Annotated in this window: 22 protein-coding genes; 13 read left to right on the top strand and 9 right to left on the bottom strand. The window is 44.3% G+C overall.

The window, feature by feature from the left end:
• Positions 1-518: 518 nt before the first annotated feature.
• Positions 519-932 carry a GNAT family N-acetyltransferase gene (locus ACRN9H_RS11505; protein WP_432313790.1) on the bottom strand — a complete coding sequence of 138 codons (414 nt, stop codon included), beginning with the start codon at positions 930-932 and terminating at the stop codon, positions 519-521.
• Between the two features lie 119 nt (positions 933-1,051).
• On the opposite strand from ACRN9H_RS11505, the gene ACRN9H_RS11500 reads away from it, so the two are divergent.
• From ACRN9H_RS11500 to kdsA, 4 genes are all read left to right on the top strand, one after another.
• Positions 1,052-1,447: a SirB2 family protein gene (locus tag ACRN9H_RS11500; protein ID WP_432313782.1), complete on the top strand. Its 396-nt coding sequence runs from the start codon at positions 1,052-1,054 to the stop codon at positions 1,445-1,447.
• Positions 1,447-2,235, top strand: a complete 789-nt coding sequence (locus tag ACRN9H_RS11495) for a SirB1 family protein (RefSeq protein WP_432313780.1) — start codon at positions 1,447-1,449, stop codon at positions 2,233-2,235. The genes ACRN9H_RS11500 and ACRN9H_RS11495 overlap by 1 nt, the downstream gene beginning before the upstream one ends.
• Positions 2,236-2,390: 155 nt before the next feature.
• Entirely contained in the window at positions 2,391-3,638 is a 1,248-nt protein-coding gene (locus ACRN9H_RS11490) for a DUF819 domain-containing protein (RefSeq protein ID WP_220773766.1), read from the top strand.
• A gap of 64 nt (positions 3,639-3,702) precedes the next feature.
• Complete coding sequence (gene kdsA, locus ACRN9H_RS11485; RefSeq protein ID WP_220773767.1) at positions 3,703-4,551, top strand: 3-deoxy-8-phosphooctulonate synthase; 849 nt, start codon at positions 3,703-3,705, stop codon at positions 4,549-4,551.
• Positions 4,552-4,783: 232 nt separating this feature from the next.
• Here kdsA and ACRN9H_RS11480 read toward each other — a convergent pair whose 3' ends face one another.
• The 3 genes from ACRN9H_RS11480 to ACRN9H_RS11470 all read right to left on the bottom strand — a co-directional run bounded on the left by ACRN9H_RS11480 (position 4,784) and on the right by ACRN9H_RS11470 (position 6,724).
• Positions 4,784-5,122, bottom strand: a complete 339-nt coding sequence (locus ACRN9H_RS11480) for a P-II family nitrogen regulator (protein ID WP_220773768.1) — start codon at positions 5,120-5,122, stop codon at positions 4,784-4,786.
• 226 nt (positions 5,123-5,348) lie between these two features.
• Complete coding sequence (locus ACRN9H_RS11475; RefSeq protein WP_432313778.1) at positions 5,349-6,323, bottom strand: ketopantoate reductase family protein; 975 nt, start codon at positions 6,321-6,323, stop codon at positions 5,349-5,351.
• 38 nt (positions 6,324-6,361) lie between these two features.
• Positions 6,362-6,724: a VanZ family protein gene (locus ACRN9H_RS11470; RefSeq protein ID WP_220773770.1), complete on the bottom strand. Its 363-nt coding sequence runs from the start codon at positions 6,722-6,724 to the stop codon at positions 6,362-6,364.
• 154 nt (positions 6,725-6,878) lie between these two features.
• Between ACRN9H_RS11470 and ACRN9H_RS11465 the strand changes: the two genes are divergently transcribed.
• Positions 6,879-7,364, top strand: a complete 486-nt coding sequence (locus tag ACRN9H_RS11465) for a YajQ family cyclic di-GMP-binding protein (RefSeq protein WP_220773771.1) — start codon at positions 6,879-6,881, stop codon at positions 7,362-7,364.
• Between the two features lie 326 nt (positions 7,365-7,690).
• Here ACRN9H_RS11465 and ACRN9H_RS11460 read toward each other — a convergent pair whose 3' ends face one another.
• The 4 genes from ACRN9H_RS11460 to ACRN9H_RS11445 all read right to left on the bottom strand — a co-directional run bounded on the left by ACRN9H_RS11460 (position 7,691) and on the right by ACRN9H_RS11445 (position 10,986).
• On the bottom strand, positions 7,691-9,106 hold the full coding sequence (locus ACRN9H_RS11460) for an AmpG family muropeptide MFS transporter (protein ID WP_432313776.1): 1,416 nt from the start codon (positions 9,104-9,106) through the stop codon (positions 7,691-7,693).
• 309 nt (positions 9,107-9,415) lie between these two features.
• Positions 9,416-9,736 (bottom strand): hypothetical protein, encoded by a 321-nt coding sequence (locus tag ACRN9H_RS11455; protein WP_220773773.1) that lies wholly within the window; start codon positions 9,734-9,736, stop codon positions 9,416-9,418.
• Between the two features lie 71 nt (positions 9,737-9,807).
• Positions 9,808-10,392 carry a peptidylprolyl isomerase gene (locus ACRN9H_RS11450; protein WP_263187571.1) on the bottom strand — a complete coding sequence of 195 codons (585 nt, stop codon included), beginning with the start codon at positions 10,390-10,392 and terminating at the stop codon, positions 9,808-9,810.
• A 27-nt stretch (positions 10,393-10,419) separates the two neighbouring features.
• The gene (locus ACRN9H_RS11445) at positions 10,420-10,986 is read right to left on the bottom strand and encodes a YajG family lipoprotein (RefSeq protein ID WP_220773775.1); all 567 of its coding nucleotides are present in this window, start codon (positions 10,984-10,986) and stop codon (positions 10,420-10,422) included.
• 302 nt (positions 10,987-11,288) lie between these two features.
• Here ACRN9H_RS11445 and ACRN9H_RS11440 point away from each other — a divergent pair, with 302 nt between their 5' ends.
• From ACRN9H_RS11440 to ACRN9H_RS11405, 8 genes are all read left to right on the top strand, one after another.
• On the top strand, positions 11,289-12,320 hold the full coding sequence (locus tag ACRN9H_RS11440) for a DUF2804 domain-containing protein (protein ID WP_432313774.1): 1,032 nt from the start codon (positions 11,289-11,291) through the stop codon (positions 12,318-12,320).
• A gap of 88 nt (positions 12,321-12,408) precedes the next feature.
• On the top strand, positions 12,409-13,275 hold the full coding sequence (locus ACRN9H_RS11435; protein WP_432313773.1) for a sterol desaturase family protein: 867 nt from the start codon (positions 12,409-12,411) through the stop codon (positions 13,273-13,275).
• Between the two features lie 168 nt (positions 13,276-13,443).
• Positions 13,444-14,058: a PilZ domain-containing protein gene (locus tag ACRN9H_RS11430; protein ID WP_432313771.1), complete on the top strand. Its 615-nt coding sequence runs from the start codon at positions 13,444-13,446 to the stop codon at positions 14,056-14,058.
• A gap of 211 nt (positions 14,059-14,269) precedes the next feature.
• Positions 14,270-15,661, top strand: coding sequence for a UDP-N-acetylmuramate:L-alanyl-gamma-D-glutamyl-meso-diaminopimelate ligase (gene mpl / locus ACRN9H_RS11425; RefSeq protein WP_432313768.1), 1,392 nt, complete (start codon positions 14,270-14,272; stop codon positions 15,659-15,661).
• A 1-nt stretch (position 15,662) separates the two neighbouring features.
• Positions 15,663-16,322 carry a flavin prenyltransferase UbiX gene (locus ACRN9H_RS11420; protein WP_432313765.1) on the top strand — a complete coding sequence of 220 codons (660 nt, stop codon included), beginning with the start codon at positions 15,663-15,665 and terminating at the stop codon, positions 16,320-16,322.
• Positions 16,323-16,329: 7 nt separating this feature from the next.
• The gene (gene hpt, locus ACRN9H_RS11415; protein WP_220772581.1) at positions 16,330-16,860 is read left to right on the top strand and encodes a hypoxanthine phosphoribosyltransferase; all 531 of its coding nucleotides are present in this window, start codon (positions 16,330-16,332) and stop codon (positions 16,858-16,860) included.
• Between the two features lie 207 nt (positions 16,861-17,067).
• Positions 17,068-18,006, top strand: coding sequence for an ABC transporter ATP-binding protein (locus ACRN9H_RS11410; protein ID WP_220772580.1), 939 nt, complete (start codon positions 17,068-17,070; stop codon positions 18,004-18,006).
• On the top strand, positions 18,003-18,773 hold the full coding sequence (locus tag ACRN9H_RS11405; RefSeq protein ID WP_263187566.1) for an ABC transporter permease: 771 nt from the start codon (positions 18,003-18,005) through the stop codon (positions 18,771-18,773). Before ACRN9H_RS11410 ends, ACRN9H_RS11405 begins: the two co-directional genes overlap by 4 nt.
• Positions 18,774-18,891: 118 nt before the next feature.
• On the opposite strand, the gene ACRN9H_RS11400 is transcribed toward ACRN9H_RS11405, so the two are convergent.
• The gene (locus ACRN9H_RS11400) at positions 18,892-20,436 is read right to left on the bottom strand and encodes a DEAD/DEAH box helicase (protein WP_432313762.1); all 1,545 of its coding nucleotides are present in this window, start codon (positions 20,434-20,436) and stop codon (positions 18,892-18,894) included.
• Positions 20,437-20,896: the final 460 nt, after the last annotated feature.

Here is a 20,896-nt window from a genome sequence, read left to right as displayed (position 1 = left end):
GAGGGTCTTCGATGAGTTTCAAGTGTTCAAATAAAGACATGGATTAGGCTCAGTAGAATAACATGTCCGATCAGATCATGCAGATACGAAGAAGTTCCCTACTGTAACAAAGTATGATCCCGCCCTGAAGCCAAAGCAGTCAAGTAAAACGATTCACGGTAGATGATGACTACAAATTTAAACTTCGTCGGTTTGAAATGTAATAATGAAAAAGAGTCACTGACTACGAGATTGTTCATAAGTTTGTGTTAGGTGAATCTTTATCAATCAGCCTCATTCGCTTGGGGCTTTTTCTTGCCTGAAACTGTGCCATTGGGGCAGACATACGCCAAGCTTCATTGGATTAAGCACAGTCATGGATACCACGGACGAGCATACACGGATGTACATGCTGCGAGTCATTGTAATGACAACGCTGACTTACTGATAGGTTAACCCTTTTAAAATATAAACCGCTTGTTTTAGAGTGACTAAGATTCGGGATGATTAAGCTCTTGTTATGATCGCTGAGGCCAAGTTCACAATACCTTCAACATAAAAAATTTACTGCCGGTTTCTGGGTAAGCTTGTTGTATCCATTGCACTTTATAGCCGTGGTGCTCGTAAAAGGGCTTGGCTTGAAAATCTAGGGTATCGAGTAATACAAATTGGCAGCCACGTTCCTTTGCTTGGCTTTCTGCCGCTAACAATAAACGAGTGCCGATTTTTTGCTGCCTTAGGCTGTCATCAACCCACAGGTAATCGATTAAAAACCAGTTGCCGAAAGTTTTGCCGCTAATACCGGCTAGTAGTTTGCCCTCTACATTTTGTAATTTGAGCCCAAGATTTTTACGGCTAAGCTCTTGCCATTGCACTTGGTTGAACTCAACGATTTTTTGTTTTACTGCATCGGCAAATTCGGTTGATTCGTCATTAATTAAGTTTAAATTCATCATCATTTCTCATTTGATTTTTTATGTGGTTTGCGCTGTTATTCAGGGTTGATAGGCATTGGTATGCCGTAACGGATTAGGGTAAACTAGCGCCTTTGTCACAGGCCATAAGTATCGCAATGGAAACTTTTTACAGTCTATATCCTGCAACTAAGCATCTGCATTTAACTTTGCTTGCCGTAAGCGCGCTCTTTTTAACTGTTCGTTTTGTGCTGCATTTACGTCAGTCTGAGCTAATGAATAAGAAAGTGATCAAAATCGCTCCCCATGTGATTGACACTTTTCTACTGCTATCTGGCTTAACCTTGTGTTTTATGATCCAACAATTTCCTTTTGTAGATCCATGGTTAACCGAAAAAATCGGTGCCGTTGTCGCCTATATTGCCTTAGGCGTGATCGCAATAAAATCAAATAGAAACAAACTGTTCAAAGTATTCGCCTTTTTGGGTGCTATTGGTTGGTTGGTTTATGCTGCAAAAATGGCTCATTTTAAACAAGCGGTATTATTGGGTTAATGAGTAACTACACTCTGCAAGATGGCATTTCATTGCCTGAGTCGGCATTGGATATAGGTGCGCACCTTGGATTTTCTAAACTTGAAGCGGCTAGATTTGCTTGGTTTGAAATGGCGGGAGCGGTATTAAGTCATTACTTAGTCGATCAACAACAGCGCTTTAATGCGCTGTTGCATTGGTTTTATAACGACTTAGGCTTTTGCGTACGTGATAACTACTTTAGCACTGAGGCGGCAGATTTAGGCACTTGTTTGATTAGCCGCCAAGGCAATAGTACAACGTTGGCAACGGTGTTGATGTTATTGGCTAAACAGCTAGATCTTGAGTTTGAACCCATATTGCTACCAGGTAATACTGTGTTACGTTGCAAAATTGCCGGAGAAGTGAGTTATCTTGACCCTTTAACGGGTAAAACGCTGACTCGTCACCAGTTACATGTGTTAGTGCGCGGTGAGCTGGGTAATGCCGCTTTGCTTAAGCAAAGCTATTTAAAACCCGCTACGGTAAAAAAGTTACTGACGCGTATGCTGCATGAGCTTAAAGCCGGTTGCATTGTATCGCACCAATTTGAGGCGGCGATGGAATGTTGTAGTCTACTACTGCAATGGCATAGCGACGATGTGCATTTAAATCGCGAACGCGCATTTATCGCCCAGCAATTGGGCTGTATTAGTGTGGCGGCTGCGGATTTACAGCACTTTGTCGATAATAGCCCGCATGATCCGGTGATCGAAATCGTTAAAATGCAGCTCAAAGAACTTAACGAGCACGCAGAAATTTATCATTAAAGCAGAGCCTTTCGGGGCTCTTTTTATCTATATCATCGCAAAATTCAATCAGCAAAAATAATAACACTGAGCCAACGAAGAATTTGACTCAAAGACTTAAGGTTAAGTCTCTAATATAAATAAAATAATAACTGAATCAACAGGGAGCAATTAACATGACAAGCACGGCTTTAGTGACGAACGATGCCACGGCGTTAGGGATACTCGCGATTATTTTAGGTTTTGTATTTTATACCAGTAGTAGCAGTCATCCATTTTGGCAAAAGTTTTATCGTTTTATTCCTGCCTTTTTATTATGTTATTTTTTACCCTCGTTATTGAACACCTTTGGCGTCATTGACGCTAATACCTCACAACTGTATTTTGTGGCATCGCGCTATCTACTCCCCGCTTGTTTAGTGTTGCTGATACTAAGTGTTGATTTTAAAGCTATTTTAAGTCTAGGCCCCAAAGCTTTAATTATGTTTTTAACTGGCACTGTGGGTATTGTCATTGGTGGCCCGATTGCATTATTTTTGGTATCGATTATCGAACCCTCTTTGATTGGGGTCGATGGTCCTGATGCCGTATGGCGCGGTATGACAACCTTAGCTGGGAGTTGGATCGGCGGCGGCGCAAACCAAGCGGCGATGAAAGAAATTTATGGAGTCGGTGGCAATATTTTCTCTGTGATGGTGACTGTAGATGTCATTGTTGCCAACATCTGGATGGCCGTGTTGTTATTTATGGCTTCAAAAGCGAAAGAAATCGATGCTAGAACGGGCGCGGATACTACAGCTCTTGAAGCGTTAAAAGATAAGGTTGAAAAGTATCACGCTGAAAATGCGCGTATTCCTAATTTACGCGATTTGATGCTGATTGTGGCCGTAGGTTTTGGTGTTACTGGCATCGCCCATATGGCAGCTGACTTTCTCGGGCCATTTTTTGAAGTTAATTACCCTTGGACCGAAGATTACAGTTTAACCTCTAAATTTTTCTGGCTAGTGGTGATTGTGACTACCATTGGTTTGGCGATGTCATTCGGCCCCGTTCGCCATCTAGAGGCTGCTGGAGCATCAAGAGTGGCTTCCGCATTTTTGTATGTTTTAGTGGCGACCATTGGTCTGCATATGGATGTGAGTAAAGTACTCGACACGCCCTTGTACTTTTTAATAGGTTTTGTGTGGATGCTAGTACACGCAGGCTTTATGTTATTGGTGGCGAAGTTGATTAAAGCACCATTATTTTATATGGCCGTGGGAAGTCAAGCTAACGTGGGCGGCGCTGCATCGGCTCCAATTGTGGCTGCAGCATTCCATCCGGCTTTAGCACCAGTGGGAGTATTATTAGCCGTATTGGGTTATGCATTAGGAACTTACATGGCATGGCTCTGTGGCCAGCTTTTACAGGCAGTTGCGGCATAGCCGTCTTAGCCCTATATTCAGTTTATCGCTGGGAACGGTTCCAGCATTTTAGAGAGAAGTTGCGATGAGTAATAAAATCATAAACCTAGGTTCAATCGAGATTGCTAACGATAAACCTTTCGTGTTGTTTGGTGGCATGAACGTGCTTGAGTCTCGCGATCTTGCTATGTCGGTTGCTGAAACCTATGCCGAAGTGACCCAAAAACTGGGGATCCCTTATGTGTTTAAGGCTTCCTTTGATAAAGCGAATCGCTCTTCAATCAATTCTTACCGTGGCCCAGGTATGGAAGAAGGTTTGAAAATTTTTGAAGAAATCAAAAAGACCTTTAACTTACCATTGATCACCGACGTGCATGAAGTTTATCAGTGTGCACCCGTTGCTGAAGTAGTGGATATTATTCAGTTACCTGCATTCTTAGCGCGTCAAACCGATTTGGTTGTTGCGATGGCAAAAACCGGTGCCATCATCAACGTGAAAAAACCGCAGTTTTTAGCGCCGCACGAAATGCGCCACATCATCACTAAGTTTAATGAAGCGGGTAATGACGAAATTATTCTGTGTGAACGTGGCTCAAGCTTTGGTTATAACAATTTAGTGGTTGATATGCTCGGTATGGACGAGATGAAGCAATCGGGTTATCCGGTGATTTTCGATGCGACCCATGCACTGCAACGCCCTGGCGGCCGAGCTGATTCTGCTGGCGGACGTCGTGCACAAGCCACGGAGTTAGCGCGCAGTGGCATGGCGTTAGGTTTAGCGGGCTTATTTATTGAAGCGCATCCCGATCCTGATAATGCTAAGTGCGACGGCCCATGTGCTTTACCTTTGCATCAGTTAGAAAATTATCTAAAGCAAATGAAAGCAATCGATGATTTGGTTAAATCTTTTGAGCCTATCGATACCAGTAAGTAATCTCAACGATATTGCTTAATCTAAAGCCTCGATTCGTCGGGGCTTTTGTTTTTAAAGTGTAAGCATAACCAGTTAGCTTAGAGAATAACGTGAAGATAAAAGAGATATTTTAACCGTAATTGAATAAGCAATATTTGATGGGATATAGCAAAGCGGCAATCTTATGAAATCGCGAATAAAAAAGATGATTATCAACAGGTTGAGGCTATATCGCGCTTATCAATAGGCTGACTTATATCGCATCGGCGCCTTCTTCTGAGGTGCGCACACGAACCACTTGTTCGAGTGCTGTGACAAAAATTTTGCCATCGCCAACTTTACCTGTATGAGCCGCGGCAATGATTGCATCGACAACCGCTTCTTCTTGATCGGCATGAATAGCCACTTCGAGCTTTATTTTAGGTAAAAAATCCACAGTATATTCGGCGCCACGATACAGTTCAGTATGGCCCTTTTGACGGCCAAAACCACGCACTTCAGTCACTGTCATACCATGGACATTAAGCTGAGTTAAGGCTTCACGTACATCGTCTAATTTAAATGGTTTAATTATTGCGGTGATCAGTTTCAATCTTTTCTCCAACCAATATCAGGCTCAATGTATGGAATAAAGCAGGAATCAGGCCAGATGAATAAGGCATGTATTATCATTATGTTGTCGTTATCACATACTGAAACAACACTAAATTTGATTCAAAACGGTGCAAGCTAAAATTATATCGCCCATTTTTGGTGCATCTTTGAGCTAGTCAATGGCTTTGTAATAATACTAAGTATAGCGATACGATTTTAATGAATTAGGTCGCAACGGTTAACTGTTTGATTTGTTGGCAGAGCTTAGCATTGATGGGCGTGGTTAAACCGTGCGCTTGTGCGCGTTCACAGATATAACCATTAATTTGGTCTATCTCGGTTTGCCTTTGATGCGCGACATCTTGGTGCATTGACGAGAAGTTTGCGGCGGTAAGCTGGATAACTTGGTAAATCCTATCGTGCAGTAAAGGTTTATCGAGCGGCACGCCATCTTGCGCTGCAACCGTGACTAACTCATCGAGAATACCCTCAATGATGGCGCTAAAATCCGTTTTGGCCAGTGCGCCATTAGGACATTGATGCAAAGCCGTCAGAGGGTTAATCGCGGCATTGACGGCCAACTTTTGCCATAAACAAGGCACTATGGTATCAACCCATTCGCTGTTAGGGATGGCTGTCAGTATGGCGCTGCGGTAATGCTCAGCCAGTTCTATGCCAGTAAAATGCCCCAACTGAGTCAGTCCCTTACCCGTTTGTTTAATCTGCCAACGGGCTTGGCGTAACACCCCCTGCGATGTTGTGCCTAGGCTTAAGCCTCGACTCTCCATTTTTTCAATCAGTGGCGCTAGGGCTAAGTGGGGCCCCATACCATTGTGGAGTAGTAAAATATGGCATTGACGCGGGAGTTGATGGAACAAAGGCAAAAGGGCATCGATGACTTGATAGGCTTTAACGCACACAATGACAAGACGAATATGATCAAGTGCATTGGCTGCAATGATGGGGACGCGATAGTCGATTGGTTGGGGAGAGTGACTATCATCACTTGCGATTAATGGCGTAAAGCTGAGCTTTTGTGACTGCGAGTATTGCTGCGCCTGAGAGTCTTGGAGTGACAGGGGCTCTTGGCGATCACGGGCGATAAATCCCACATGCTCACCCGCAGCAGTCAGTTGGCGACAAATAAGTTGCCCAACGGCGCCAGCACCTAAAATTGCAATATCCACCGCGCGTGTCATATATGTCAGCCTTAAAGTATTAATGCGAGCTGTTTGAGCTAATCTTCTTGTAGTTGAGCTGCTCGAAAGTATTTACCATAGCCCCAATTACAAAAGTAAAACAAGGCAATACCGGCAAAGTCAGCAACAACATCACCTACAGACGCGCTCCGATACGGTAAACGAGATTGCACTAGCTCAATCAAAATGGCATAGCTGGCAAGCGTGAGGGATAACCAATACCACTTGGGTTTGAACGCCAGATAGGTAAGGTAAGAGAGGCAAAAAAAGCTGCCAAGATGGCCTACCTTGTCAATATTTGGAATACTTTGCGAATAGGTCGGTCTGGAAAATACCAGATAACTGATCACTACAACGGCTACGGCTAACACCAGTTTAAATAGGGTATTTTTATTTATCACAGCGCAGGTTTTATAATACTAAGATAGCGTCATGATAGAAAAATCTGCTACTAATGTCATCCATGATCCGGCTTTATTCTTGGCTTTATCTTCAACTTAGGCCAGTGTATGGGTAAACTAGCGGCATATTAATTTGAAATAGGACATAAAAACTATGCCTTCAATGGATATTGTGTCAGAAGTAAACGAAGTCGAGCTGCGTAATGCGGTCGACAACGCTAAGCGTGAGCTAGCAACTCGTTTTGATTTTCGTGGTAAAACCGCAGATGTAGAATATAAAGACCACGTGGTGACGTTAACTGCTGAAGATGACTTTCAATGCAAACAGTTAGTGGATATTTTACGTATGCAACTTAGCAAGCGTAATGTTGATCCGTCTTCGATGGAAGTTGATGATAAAGCTATCCACAGTGGTAAAACCTTTTCTTTAAAGGTGAAGTTTAAAGAAGGCATCGAAACCTTAACCGCTAAAAAACTGGTTAAGCACATTAAGGACAGTAAACTTAAAGTGCAAGCGTCTATCCAAGGCGAAAAAGTGCGAGTGACGGGTAAAAAACGCGATGATTTACAAGCGGTAATGGCATTGGCGCGTGAGTCTGATTTAGGCCAGCCTTTTCAGTTTGATAACTTTAAAGACTAATTTAAGCTGAACTTGGGATAAGCCCTGCGTCTCTACAGGCTATTTCCCCCCTTTATCTGCGTTAAGTTTGCTACAAAATAGCCCGCTATTAGTAGCAAAAGGGTCTTGATAACGAAACAACGTCCACTGTAAGTGAATTTTTTGGATAAGGAAATTAAGATTAATCAGTTACCACAGCCACTATGCCGAGGTCAGGTTAATTTAAATACTCTATACCATCGCTTTTTTGCAGTTAAATATAAAGCCCTCAACTTAACGGTTTGAGGGCTTTTTTGTGTGGCTTATGTATATCGCTTATTTATGAGCTATGGCGCGTCTTTGACCGTTTAATCAGGCTTTAACTCACTGGTTTCTGCAGTGTCATCCATTAACGAGGTGCTGGGGTGCGGTGCATATTTATTGACTAAGTAGATCAAAAATAATACTGGAAAACCAATGATACTGGCGGCAACAAAGAAGTTAACATAACCGAATGAGTCGACATATGCCCCCGAGAAGCCCGCAATAAACTTAGGAAACAGCAACATAATTGAAGATAATAAAGCGTATTGTGTTGCACTGTAGCCGTTGCTGGTCAAGCTCGATAAATAGGCAATAAAGGCGGCGGTAGCGATACCGGCACTAAAATTGTCTACTGAAATTGCAAAGGTTAAAAAGGATACGTTATAACCAATTACCGCCTGCCACGCGAATAACAAATTAGTTACCGCAACCAATAAAGCGCCGAGGAAAAGAATCTTCATTGTGCCAAAGCGTGCTAAGAGTATGCCTCCAAAAGCCGCGCCAACTAAGGTCATGATAAGGCCATAAATTTTACTTAAATAAGCGATTTCCTCCTTAGTGAATCCCATATCTACATAAAATACATTCGCCATAATTCCCATGACAATATCTGAGATACGGTAGCAGGATATGAGCAGCAAGATGAGGATAGCACTGCGGCCATAACGTTTGAAAAAGTCGATAAAGGGTAAAATACTGGCCGTATATACCCAAGACATCGTAGCGGCAACCACTTTGGGATAACTATCGCTTAGGCGCTGTTTTAACGCTAATTCGGTGGCATCGGCGGCGCGGGTATCAACGATAGGCTCGCGGCTAAACAGCGTAGTTAAAATCCCTACTGACATTAAACCCGCCATAATCAGGTAAGAGGTTTGCCACGCCACTAAGTTGTAGGCGGTATTCCCCGGCTCGACCCAAGCTGCGATAGTGAGCGCACCAGCAGTCGCGACAATCATGGCGCTGCGATAACCCACTTGATAAGCAGCCGCTAATGCGGCTTGCATTTTCTGTGGAGCCGATTCAATTCGAAAAGCATCAATGACAATATCTTGAGTGGCAGACGCAAAGGCAACCATTAACGCGAACAGCGCCAAATGTTGAAGATCTTGGAGTGGATCGCTGAACGACATCCCTAAAATTGCGCCGACTAACAATAACTGCGCAAAGAGCATCCAACTTCGACGACGGCCTAAAAATCGGGTTAACAGTGGCAATGAGAGCCTATCAACCAAGGGAGACCAAGCCCATTTAAATGCGTAGGCGAGGGCAATCCAGCTAAAATAGCCAATTGAAGTGCGGTCGACCCCTGCTTCGCGTAACCAAAACGATAATGTTGAAAAGACGAGCATTAACGGTAGACCAGCAGAAAACCCCAGTAATAACAGGATCAAAACCCGCTTATGGTAATAGACACTGAGCGCGTCGAGGGTGCGTTGGATAAAACCTGTTGCGGGCATAGGTATAAGTCTAAGTGTTTAATCCGCCTAGCTTACGGGTAAGGTGCCATAGGGTTCAAGGGCTAATGGCATTCCTTTTGTACAAGGCTCTTTTTTGGCGCATTTTGATGATTGAATATGGCTTAAGCGTTAATCTTCTGTTGCTAAGCGTTTGCAGCGGTTTTTATCGTCAGCATTAATTGTCGGCATTGATTGTCAGTATTAATAAGTTGAGTAAAAGAGACCACAAAAATGAAGGGGGAGGAATGAATTGCGCGATAAAAAAGGCCCTGATAACAGGGCCATTTTCTATCGATAGGAATGCTAAACTTAAGGTCTTATCCCGACGCATCCCTGCGGCACTCGGCCACCTAAACTCAGGTAATCACAGCAATCATTAACTTGCTTACGCAGATATTGATTGCCGCGAATGACATAGTCAGGCCACTGATTAAAGCTGTGGAGCAAGTGCCAAAAGACCTTTTCCATTTCTGATTGTGCTTCGCCAGTTGAATTCAGTTGTTGCCATTCCTCTAACGTGTCCCACAAATAAAGCTGAACCTCTTGGAAATCGAGTTCACCATTCAAAAACGCTTTGCCATAAAAGGCGAGCTGGGGTGCCTTATTATCGATGAATTCAATCGTTCTCATAGTGTCTCCTTGCTGTTTGTCATTACAGTATAGAAGCAAAATTAGCGCTTTTACTCAAAATGAGAGATAAATTACTTTTTGGGTAGTAATTTCGCCGTTTTCAATATGATAGGTGTCACTGGTACGTCGGGCCAATTTAGTTTCCTATTGGTTCCCGTTTCCACTATGGCCATGGCTTCGAGAATAAGTCTGCCCTCAATGACGTCACCAAATACCGCATAACCCCAACGGCGCTTAGATGGATCAAGCTTAGTGTTGTCAGCCACATTAAAGTAGAACTGACGTGTGGCCGAGTGCGGTTCATTCTCCCGCGCCATTGCGATGGTGCCTATGCTGTTAGTGAGGCCATTGCCAGATTCGTTGGCTATTGGTTTACCCGCTGGCAGTTCTTCAAATTTGGGATTAAGCCCGCCGCCTTGCACAACAAAATCACTGATCACGCGGTGAAATATTGTATTGTCGTATTCGCCTTTAACCACATAAGTCAAAAAGTTATCAACAGTGATCGGCGCGCGAGTTCTATCTAGCTCTACCACTATTTTCCCCAGACTCGTTTCAAATTCGACTCTGGGGTACAGGTTATCAGCTTGAATATCGAGTGCGAGACTATTAAAACTGATACCGAGAAACAACAGGGCAGATATCAAGCGGAGCATATTAATTTCCTTAAAAGACTGGCGATATTACTGTTGTAAAAACTGGTTTAACTCAGGATCATTTAAAATTTCCCCTGTCAGTTGACCGAGTAGTTTATTCATATCCAGTTCTAAGGTCGCAAAGTCAGGGGTTAATGGGCCTTTTAAAATACCTTTGGCCTTATAACGTTTAACCAGCTCTTGGGTAGAGTTTTTCGCCTGTACTGCAATTACCACGCTGTGCTTAGCTTCATAGCCAAAGGTTTTTTTAGTCACATCCATTTGCAGTTCTTCTAATTGGATCTGCACCGCATTAGTGGCACTTGGGTCAATTTGGTAGCCTGCCTCAGTAAAACCTGCACGGAAAACCTCATCAAGTAACAGTTTTGGTGGTTCACTTGCGCTAATGAGCCGTGTTTTAGTGCCCTCTTCAATAAAACGGGCCACATAATCGATGCTGCGAGAGTCAACCGTTTCCATAGAAATCGGAGAGCGTTGTGCTGTTTGTTGGCTGATATTAGGCACTTGAGGGCTAAAAGCCATATGAGTTGGGCTTTGGCTGGCACAGCCCGTGAATAATAGGGGGAAAGTTAAAGTCAGTAATAGCCGTTTCATAGCATCTCTCATACAAATAAAAAGTTTGGACAGCATACCAGAAATCACTTTTGATGCTACAAACACTGGCAGTTGCCTAATAATGTGATGCCAAGTCTCTTAGGATTATTATCACAGTGTACGGCATGGTGCTATTGAGTTTGTGCAGATTTTATAAGTATAAAATCAGACTTTTAAGTAACAAAGAAATAACATTTAGGCCTTGCACTCTTTTAATGCAGGTGGTGACAGGTTAGAGTAAAAGTTCGATGCATAGGGTGAGAGAATATAAGTGTGTTTCATCCTTTTTGTAGGGCCTAGTCATGTTAACAATAGCAACCCAAATTGCCCCAGATAGCTTAATCAGTCCGAACGGATTACCTCATTTTGGCCATTTCGATGGCATAGTTAACAGCTTAGGCTTAGCCCACTTTACCTATTTCGATACTATGGATAAACCCGCATCTAAGTGGGCAAAACACTTCGATTATAAGCAATTTCAGTTTGTCTCTTTAGTCACACCGCGTTATGTCATCGGCATAGCGCTTGCCGACATCGCCTATCTTGGTAGTGCTTTTTGTTATTTGTATGACATAAAAGCCAACTCTTTAACCCAATTAGATTGGCTAAAGCCCTTAAGATTGGGTTATGACATGGCGCCATCGCCCGCTGCTGGCATCAGTGGCATTGGCCGTAAAGGGGCGCAGTTAAGCTTTGAGATTATTGAAGGTGTTTGGCGCTTGGTTATCGATACCCCAAATATTCAAGCGGATGTCACTTTGCATCCAGCTCCCTTAAGCCTGCCTATGGCCATGTGCACTCCTACCGGATACAACGGTTGGACTTATACTCAAAAGCACAATGGATTGACCGTTAAAGGCCGTTTGACTGTAGCTCATGAGCCGCAACCGTTGAACCAAGCCTTAGCGGGTTATGATTTTTCAGCGGGTTATATGCGCCGCGATACGAGTTGGCGTTGGGCGTCGATCAACGCGCAGATTGAAGAAGGCATTATGGGACTCAATCTTGCGGCAGGCGTTAATGAAACAGGCGCAACAGAAAATGTGTTTTGGATTAATGGTGAGCGGCATTTACTTGGACCTGTGCAATTTGAATTTGATCGCCATGCCACTTTGGGTACTAAGGTCTGGCGAGTTTACAGCCAGAACGGCCAAGTTGATTTACAGTTTTCGGCGCGTAATTGTCGGCAAGAAAAACGTAATCTATGGGTTATTAAGAGTAATTTTCGTCAGTATTTAGGCCACTTTAGCGGCACTATTATAGATAACCAAGGTCGCCGTTATCAGCTTAATCATGTGCTTGGATTAACAGAAGATCACTATGCCCGCTGGTAACATGCAGTTGTAAATACAGTGATATGCCACTGACGATGAGTTAAGTCGTCATAAAAACTAAAACTAAAACTAAACCGGATGAACGTATATGGATATCGCCTCGCTGATCCAGCACCCAGAATTGTTACTGCTGGTGCTCGCACCTTTGTTTTTCGTGTGTATTTTGCTGGAATGGTACTTTGGCGATAAAAGACAAAAGCTACCGTTAAGTGCACGTTATCGCGGCCAAGAAGTGCTGTGTAATTTCAGCCTCGCGGCCATGCATCAAGGCGCTGATCTGCTCACTGGTCTGCTGATCGCTAAGCTGTATTTGGCGATTTTTGGTTGGAAGTTATTCGATATTGAAATGGGCCCATTGAGCTTTATTGCCTTGATGGTCGCGCAGGACTTTTGTTATTACTGGTTCCACAGGGCGAGCCACAGAGTCCGCTGGATGTGGGCGGCTCACGTGGTGCACCATAGCTCTGAGAATATGAATTTTAGCACTGCGTTTCGTCAGAGTTTAATGTATCCCTTTGCCGGCATGTGGGTATTTTGGTTACCACTGGTGGTAATCGGCTTTGATCCCAATTGGGTCATCTTTGTGGTGTTACTGAATCTTGGATTACAATTTTTTGTGCATACCCAATCGGTTAAGTCACTCGGGCCGCTGGAATGGATTCTTAATACGCCGTCACACCATAGGGTACATCACGGCCGTAATCCCCAATATATAGACAAGAATTATGCGGGAGTACTGATTATTTGGGATAGGTTGTTTGGCACCTTTGAGCTAGAAATTGAAACCGTGGTCTATGGCATTACCAAGCCTGTGAATAGCTTTAATCCCCTTAAAGTGACTTTTAGCGAATGGCGAGACATGTTTGCTGAGGTAGTGAGGCCAGGATTGAGTGTTAAGCAGCGATTACATATTTTATTAGCTCCACCCGCGAGCAGTATTAACCGCAAAGAATAACAACCTACTGTATTTTCTAAGTTAAATAGCACAAATGGCTGATGGTATCTTGAATTTAGCCCTGCTAGCCTACATTTCGTTTTTTGCCAGTATTTGGCTTAAAAATGTACAACCTGGTGCCTTAGTGGTACTTTTTGTATTAGAAATCTTAACTTGGGTGAACTTATCATGATAGATGAACCTCGATTATCAGCGGAGGAGCTCGCTTGTTTTAGCGCCCTTTTTTCGCAGACTCGTGTGGGCACTGCCTTGACTAACGATCCCCTCGTTAATCATTTACTGACGGTGACAACCGAAGTGCCCCAAGTAGTCGCCTCTATTTTGGGCAAGGCAAAGCTCACACTATTGGCCGAAGTCGGGGCCTATAAACTCTGGTTTCCGCTACGCATTAAGGTCGATGATTTTGGTCTATTTCAACCAACCTTAGGCGTACCTGAAGTATTAGATGTATCAGGCGTCGAACGCTGTTGGCGTTTAGCCCACGCCGATGATGTGTGGATATTTGACCATGACCAAGGTGAGCAGTGGTCAGTTGAGTCGCTTTCCAGTTCGGGTATGGCTATTCGTGCTCCATCTTCGCAGCAATTACTCAGCAGCAAAGATCTGCAATTGCAGCTGCCTAATGGAGAAACAATGCGCGTTGATATTAAGCCTATTCGAATTGAAAAAGGCTTAGCTTTTGTTAAGTTTAAAGCTGAATCGGAAGAGCGTGACGCTCTACGGCGGTTTTTATTTAATCGTCATCGCAGTCAATACGCTAATCTCTATAGTAAATTAAGCTAGTCAGTCTATTTCACCATCGCACATTTTATTCGATTTTTTGGCAACGTGCGCTGTTATGTTATTTACAATATCAAGCCAGCAACGCAGCGGTTGGATCTATTGGTCTAGGTTTTTTCATCTGCGATTGCAGTGCTTTCCCTGATTGTTACCTGCCAATCTGTCGTCCGATGGATTAGAATGGCGTTGAATCCAAAACAGCAGAGCGAGCCGTATGCACGTACATATTTTAGGAATTTGTGGAACCTTCATGGGTGGTTTAGCATTATTAGCTAGAGCAAAAGGTCACAGAGTGACGGGCTCAGATGCCAACGTCTATCCTCCTATGAGCACGCAACTTGAAGACCAAGGTATTGAGCTTATTCAAGGTTTTGATCCTAGTCAGCTGGGTGAAGCCGGACAGTATCCTGACTTAGTGGTGATTGGTAACGCCATGAGCCGTGGCAATCCCTGTGTTGAAGCCGTGTTGAATATTGGCATTCCTTATATCTCAGGCCCGCAGTTTTTAGCTGACCATATTTTACCTGAACGTTGGGTATTAGCGGTTTCTGGAACGCACGGTAAAACCTCTACATCCAGCATGTTAGCGTGGATTTTAGACGATTGTGGTTATGAACCCGGTTTCTTAATTGGTGGTGTGCCGCAAAATTTTGGTGTGTCGGCGCGTTTAGGTAAAACGGCTTTTTTTGTGGTTGAAGCCGATGAATACGACAGTGCCTTCTTTGATAAGCGCTCAAAATTTGTGCATTACCATCCACGTACTTTAGTGATCAATAATCTTGAATTTGATCATGCCGATATTTTTGCTGATCTAGCCGCAATTCAAAAACAATTTAATCACCTTGTGCGGACGGTTCCAGGTGAAGGCAAGATCATCTGGCCCGCAGATTCTCAAGCAGTTAAGCAAACCATTGATATGGGCTGCTGGAGCGAGCAAGAAACCTATCATTTGACTGAGTCACTCAGCGGCTGGTACGGCAAAGCCTTAAGTGATGATTGCCATCAATTTGAAGTATTTTTTGAGGGTGAGTCCCAAGGTATTCTCCAATGGGATTTAATTGGGCAACATAATATTGAAAACGCCATTATGGCCATAGCTGCTGCGCGCCATGTGGGTGTTAAACCTAGCGCTGCAATAGTAGCTTTAGCTAAGTTTATGCCACCTAAACGTCGACTCGAATTACTCGGAACCGTTAAAGGTGTCAGCGTTTATGATGATTTTGCCCATCATCCAACCGCTATCGCAACCACATTAAAAGGGATGCGCGCTAAAGTCGGACAGAGCAAAATTACCGTAATATTAGAACCACGCTCAAACACCATGAAGAGCGGTGTACATAAAGATACGCTGGCTTTCTCCATGATGCAGGCCGACGAAGCATTTTTATATCAAGCAGATAGCATCGATTGGAATATGAAAGAAGCGATGGACGCGGCGGTGATCCCGGTAACTGTATTACATCAAATTGATGATCTCGTGGCTAAAGTTGCCGCTAACGCTAAAGCGGGTGACACTATAGTGGTCATGAGCAATGGTGGTTTTGGTGGGTTACATAAGAAGCTGCTGGCCGCATTAGAACAGGCTTCAACTGTAGAGCAGGTTTAAGATGAGCTACACAAAGTCGACAAAGGTAATTAGCTTAGCGTGGACGGGCGCCTCGGGTGCTCCCTATGGGCTTAAGTTACTCGAGTGTCTGTTGGTATCGGGTTATCAAGTGTTTTTAATGATCTCCAGTGCCGCTAGGGTGGTATTAGCGACTGAACACGGCTTACAACTCAGCGCCAATAGTGAAAAAGCCCATGCACAATTATTGGCTTTGTTGCATGAAAAAGGCGTGAGTATCGCTGGCGAATTGGTAGTTTTAGGCAAAGATGAATGGTTTTCGCCACCGGCATCGGGCAGCGCTGCGCCTAAGCAAATGGTGATTTGCCCTTGCTCGACGGGCACTTTGGCCGCGGTGGCCACTGGAATGAGTAATAATTTACTCGAACGCGCTGCTGACGTGGTGCTTAAAGAGCGTGGCCAATTAATCCTAGTACCAAGGGAAACACCTTTTAGCGCCATACACTTAGAGCATATGCTAAGTCTTTCTCGCCTCGGCGCGACGATTATGCCTGCCGCTCCCGGCTTTTATCACAATCCCCAATCGGTTGAAGATCTGGTAGACTTCATGGTCGCTCGAATTCTCGATCATTTGGGCGTTGACCATGCATTAACGAGTCGCTGGGGTTATGACAAACAGTCTAACCGCGACCTCGACAATTGAGACTTATATGAAACACACCACCGAAGTGATGATCTCTGCAGAAGAGATAAGCCAGAAATTAGATGAAATGGCCGAGCTGATTAATGCTCATTATGCCAACAGTGAACGTTTGTTGATGGTTGGCCTATTAAAAGGCTCAGTGGTCTTTATGGCTGACCTGTGTCGCCGCATTAAAGGCCATGTTGAAATCGATTTTATGTCGGTTTCCAGTTATGGCAATACTATGACCAGCTCACGGGATGTGAAAGTGCTGAAAGATGTGCAATCCGATATCTCGGGTCGTGATGTGCTGATTGTAGAAGACTTGATTGATTCTGGTAACACCTTAAGCAAAGTGCGCGAAATGCTGTTGCTGCGTGAGCCAAAGAGTTTGGCGCTGTGTACTTTGCTGGACAAACCTGAGCGCCGTGAAGTAGATGTAAAGGTCGATTTTATCGGTTTTACTATCCCTGATGAGTTTATTGTCGGTTATGGTATCGATTATGCGGAGCAGTATCGCAATCTACCTTATATCGCCAAAGTCGTGCCACTCGATTAAGTGTCCGATATTGTTTAAAACTCCCGCAGCAGGCGGGAGTTTTACTTTTAGCGCTTATACAAAGATTAAAATAAATAATTGAACCATTAAAGGCTAGCTTTTCAATCAATTAGCGACTTGTTTACCTTAGTTCAGCAACCCATCATTGTAATTGTGTTTTTTAGCACCATCTTATTACTTTCTTAATATGTAAGGAACGGTACAAATATGGCGAATATTACCCATGCTCTGGTACTCGAAGGGCTTAAAAAAACCTATAAAGGCGGCGTCGAAGCGGTTAAGGGTATTAGCCTCACAGTCAATCAAGGGGATTTTTTCGCCTTGCTCGGCCCTAATGGTGCGGGTAAATCTACCACGATTGGTATTATTAGCTCCTTAGTGCAAAAGAGTTCAGGTACGGTCAAAGTCTTTGATTATGATATCGATAACCAGCTAGAACATGCCAAGCTTTGCATTGGTTTAGTGCCTCAGGAATTTAACTTCAATCAGTTTGAAACCGTGTTGCAGATTGTGGTGAATCAGGCGGGTTACTATGGCGTGCCTAAACCTGTTGCCCTCGAGCGCGCTAAAAAATATTTAAGCCAACTCGATTTGTGGGAAAAACGTAATAGCCCATCGCGGGAATTATCCGGCGGCATGAAACGGCGATTAATGATCGCCCGTGCGCTCATGCACGAACCTAAGTTGTTGATTTTAGATGAGCCTACCGCAGGTGTCGATATTGAACTGCGCCGCTCTATGTGGGAGTTTCTTAAACAAATTAATCAACAGGGCGTGACGATTATCCTGACCACTCATTACCTCGAAGAAGCGGAAATGCTATGTCGTAATATTGGCATTATCGATAACGGTATCTTAGTGGAATGCACGAGTATGAAGGCGCTGCTGAGCCAGTTGAATGTGGAGACTTTCATTCTCGATCTTCGCCGCGATATTTCAACCGCCCCCGTGCTTGATGGCATGGCTTGTCGGTTAACCGACCCACATACCTTAGAGGTAGATGTGGCGAAAGATCATAATCTGAACGATGTTTTTAGCCAATTAAGTGCGGCTAATGTGGAAGTGTTATCGATGCGTAACAAATCTAATCGCTTAGAAGAACTCTTCGTCGAACTCGTGAATAAAACACCGGGAGCCTCAGCATGAACCAGCTCTATTTTATCGCCTTTAAAAGTATTTTAAGTAAAGAAATCAATCGTTTTACCCGGATTTGGTTGCAAACATTAGTGCCGCCTGCGATTACCATGACCTTGTATTTTTTGATTTTTGGTAATTTAGTCGGCAGCCGTATCGGTGAGATGGGCGGCGTAACGTACATGGAATTTATCGCCCCAGGTTTGATCATGATGTCGGTGATCACTAACTCATACTCGAACGTGGCGAGCTCATTTTACAGTGCTAAGTTTCAGCGTAATCTAGAAGAGCTATTGGTTGCGCCAGTGCCCCATTATGTATTGATTGCAGGCTATGTCGGTGGCGGTGTCGCTCGCGGTCTTTGTGTGGGTTTAATCGTGACATTAGTGGCGATGTTCTTTGTCGACATTAGCTTACATCACGTAGGACTTGTGGTAATGACGGTGTTTTTAACTTCTGTATTGTTTTCATTGGGAGGCTTAATTAACGCTATTTACGCTAAGAGTTTCGATGATATCAGTATCATTCCAACCTTTGTGCTCACGCCATTAACCTACCTGGGCGGCGTGTTTTATTCGCTGTCCCTCTTGCCACCTTTCTGGCAAGGCGTGTCGGCACTTAACCCGATAGTGTATATGATCAACGTGTTCCGCTATGGTTTTTTAGGTTTTGCTGATATTAGCGTGCCGCTCTCTATCGGTATCATGATTGGTTTTTGTATTGCACTGTGGACGTTAGCTTATTATCTCGTTTCACGCGGTATAGGGCTTAAGGTTTAGTATTGGTGTCATTAAACCTATAAAAAACGCCCAACTCCGTGTGGAGTTGGGCGTTTTTATTGAGAGTATTCGCTCAAGTACAAAGAGGACTGCAAACTAAGCTTATTTGCTCTGTAAATTAGTCCTGCGAGTTTCTCGGGCGACTCGCGCCATTATTTGGACGACGGGTATTTTTCTTTGGGCCATTAGCGTAAGGATTGTCACCTGCTTGGCTACGATTCTCGCCTGAGCTAGAACGGCCTTCACTAGGGCGACTAGCGCCTGAACTATTTGCACGACCATCGTTTGCACGCGGTGGGCGTGCTTGAGCATCGGCGCGTGGCGCACTCGTAGCATCATTGCTGTGTCGTGGGTTTTTATCGTTTGGCTTGTGGCCACGGGCCACGTCACCACTGCGTTGACCGTCTTTATGTTCAACGCTTCTTGGTGCACCTTCACGTGAGGTCGATGGCGTTGAGCTACGGCTGTTTCTACGAGTCGCTACTGCTTTATTGTTACTTTTTCCACCACCACCTAAACGTGATTCGGGCAATGCGTGGTGAAAGCCTTCAACCATTTCACGGTCTAACACGCGATTGATCAGACGTTCAATATCGTTCAGCAGTTTAATTTCTTCGTTGCTCACCAGTGATACCGCTTGACCCGATGCCCCCGCGCGGCCAGTACGGCCGATACGATGCACATAATCTTCTGGCACGTTTGGTAAGTCAAAGTTAACCACTTGTGGTAATTGATCAATGTCTAAACCACGGGCGGCGATATCGGTCGCAACCAATACGCGTGCTTGGCCATTTTTAAAATCGGCCAAGGCTTTAGTTCGGGCAGTTTGGCTCTTGTTACCGTGGATAGCAGCGGCTTTAATGCCCGCATCTTCAAGGCTTTTCGCTAAACGGTTGGCGCCATGTTTAGTGCGCGAAAATACCAGCACTTGTTGCCAATCGTTTTGTTTGATGAGTTGGATCAACAACGCTGACTTTTGACTCTTATCAACAGGACAAATCCACTGTTTAACTGTGGTTGCCGCCGCGTTACGTGGCGTAACCGAAATTTCGACCGGATTATTCACTAAGCCTTTAGCCAGCTCACGAATTTCGTCGGAGAAGGTGGCTGAGAACATCAGGTTTTGGCGTTGCTTAGGTAAAATGGCCAGAATCTTACGGATGTCGCGAATAAAGCCCATATCGAGCATGCGATCGGCTTCATCTAACACTAAGATTTCAAGCTGGCTGAATTTCACCGCTTTTTGATTGTACAAATCCATCAATCGACCAGGGGTTGCGACTAAAATATCAACACCGTGGCGCAATTTAGCGATTTGTGGATTGATAGGCACGCCACCAAATATCACCGCCGAACGCAGTGGTAAGTTCTTACCATAGGTTTCAACACTTTCTGCAACCTGAGCCGCCAATTCGCGAGTCGGCGTTAACACTAATGCACGCACTTGGCCTGCTTGGGCGCGGTTACCTTTACTCAGGAGTTCTAGCATAGGCAGAGTGAAACCTGCTGTTTTACCTGTTCCTGTTTGGGCGGCCGCCATCACATCTTTGCCTTCAAGCACAGCGGGGATAGCTTGAGCTTGGATTGGCGAAGGTGTGTCGTAGCCTTGTTCGGCAACGGCTTTAAGTATCGGGGCCGATAAGCCCAGGGAGGTAAAACTCATAGATTGGTCTCTTGTGGCAACGCTTTGCTGCATTTATGGTCAATAGCCAGGTCTGCTGGCGGGCGTGCAGCTTACAGGATCGGCCTCTTAAGTGCCATCGAATATAGATTTTTACGCCAGTTTTCATTCATATTGGCACACAAATAGCTTGCCAGACTGCTGAAGAGAGGCTTGCTAACCTTGTAAGCAAAAATGGGGATGGCGCAACTTAGTGGCTAAATACGTGTCATATATTAATCAGGTGGGTTATTGGCAGTCATTGACGCTGCATTACACCAGCCTATCTTTAGATATTCAGACGCAATAATAGGCCGATTTTTACACATGTTACATAAGTGAATGCTAGATCACTTCGTCATCAGTAGATTGGTATAAAATGAAGGCTATTAATCTATCGCGCTAACACAGCCGTATCGCTGATGTAACTTAAGATTCCGTCTATGTATGCTTGTTATAGTGT

Source organism: Shewanella sp. MF08487 (genome assembly GCF_050848685.1).
Classification (GTDB): domain Bacteria; phylum Pseudomonadota; class Gammaproteobacteria; order Enterobacterales; family Shewanellaceae; genus Shewanella; species Shewanella glacialipiscicola.
This window is presented reverse-complemented; position numbering and strand designations above follow the sequence as displayed.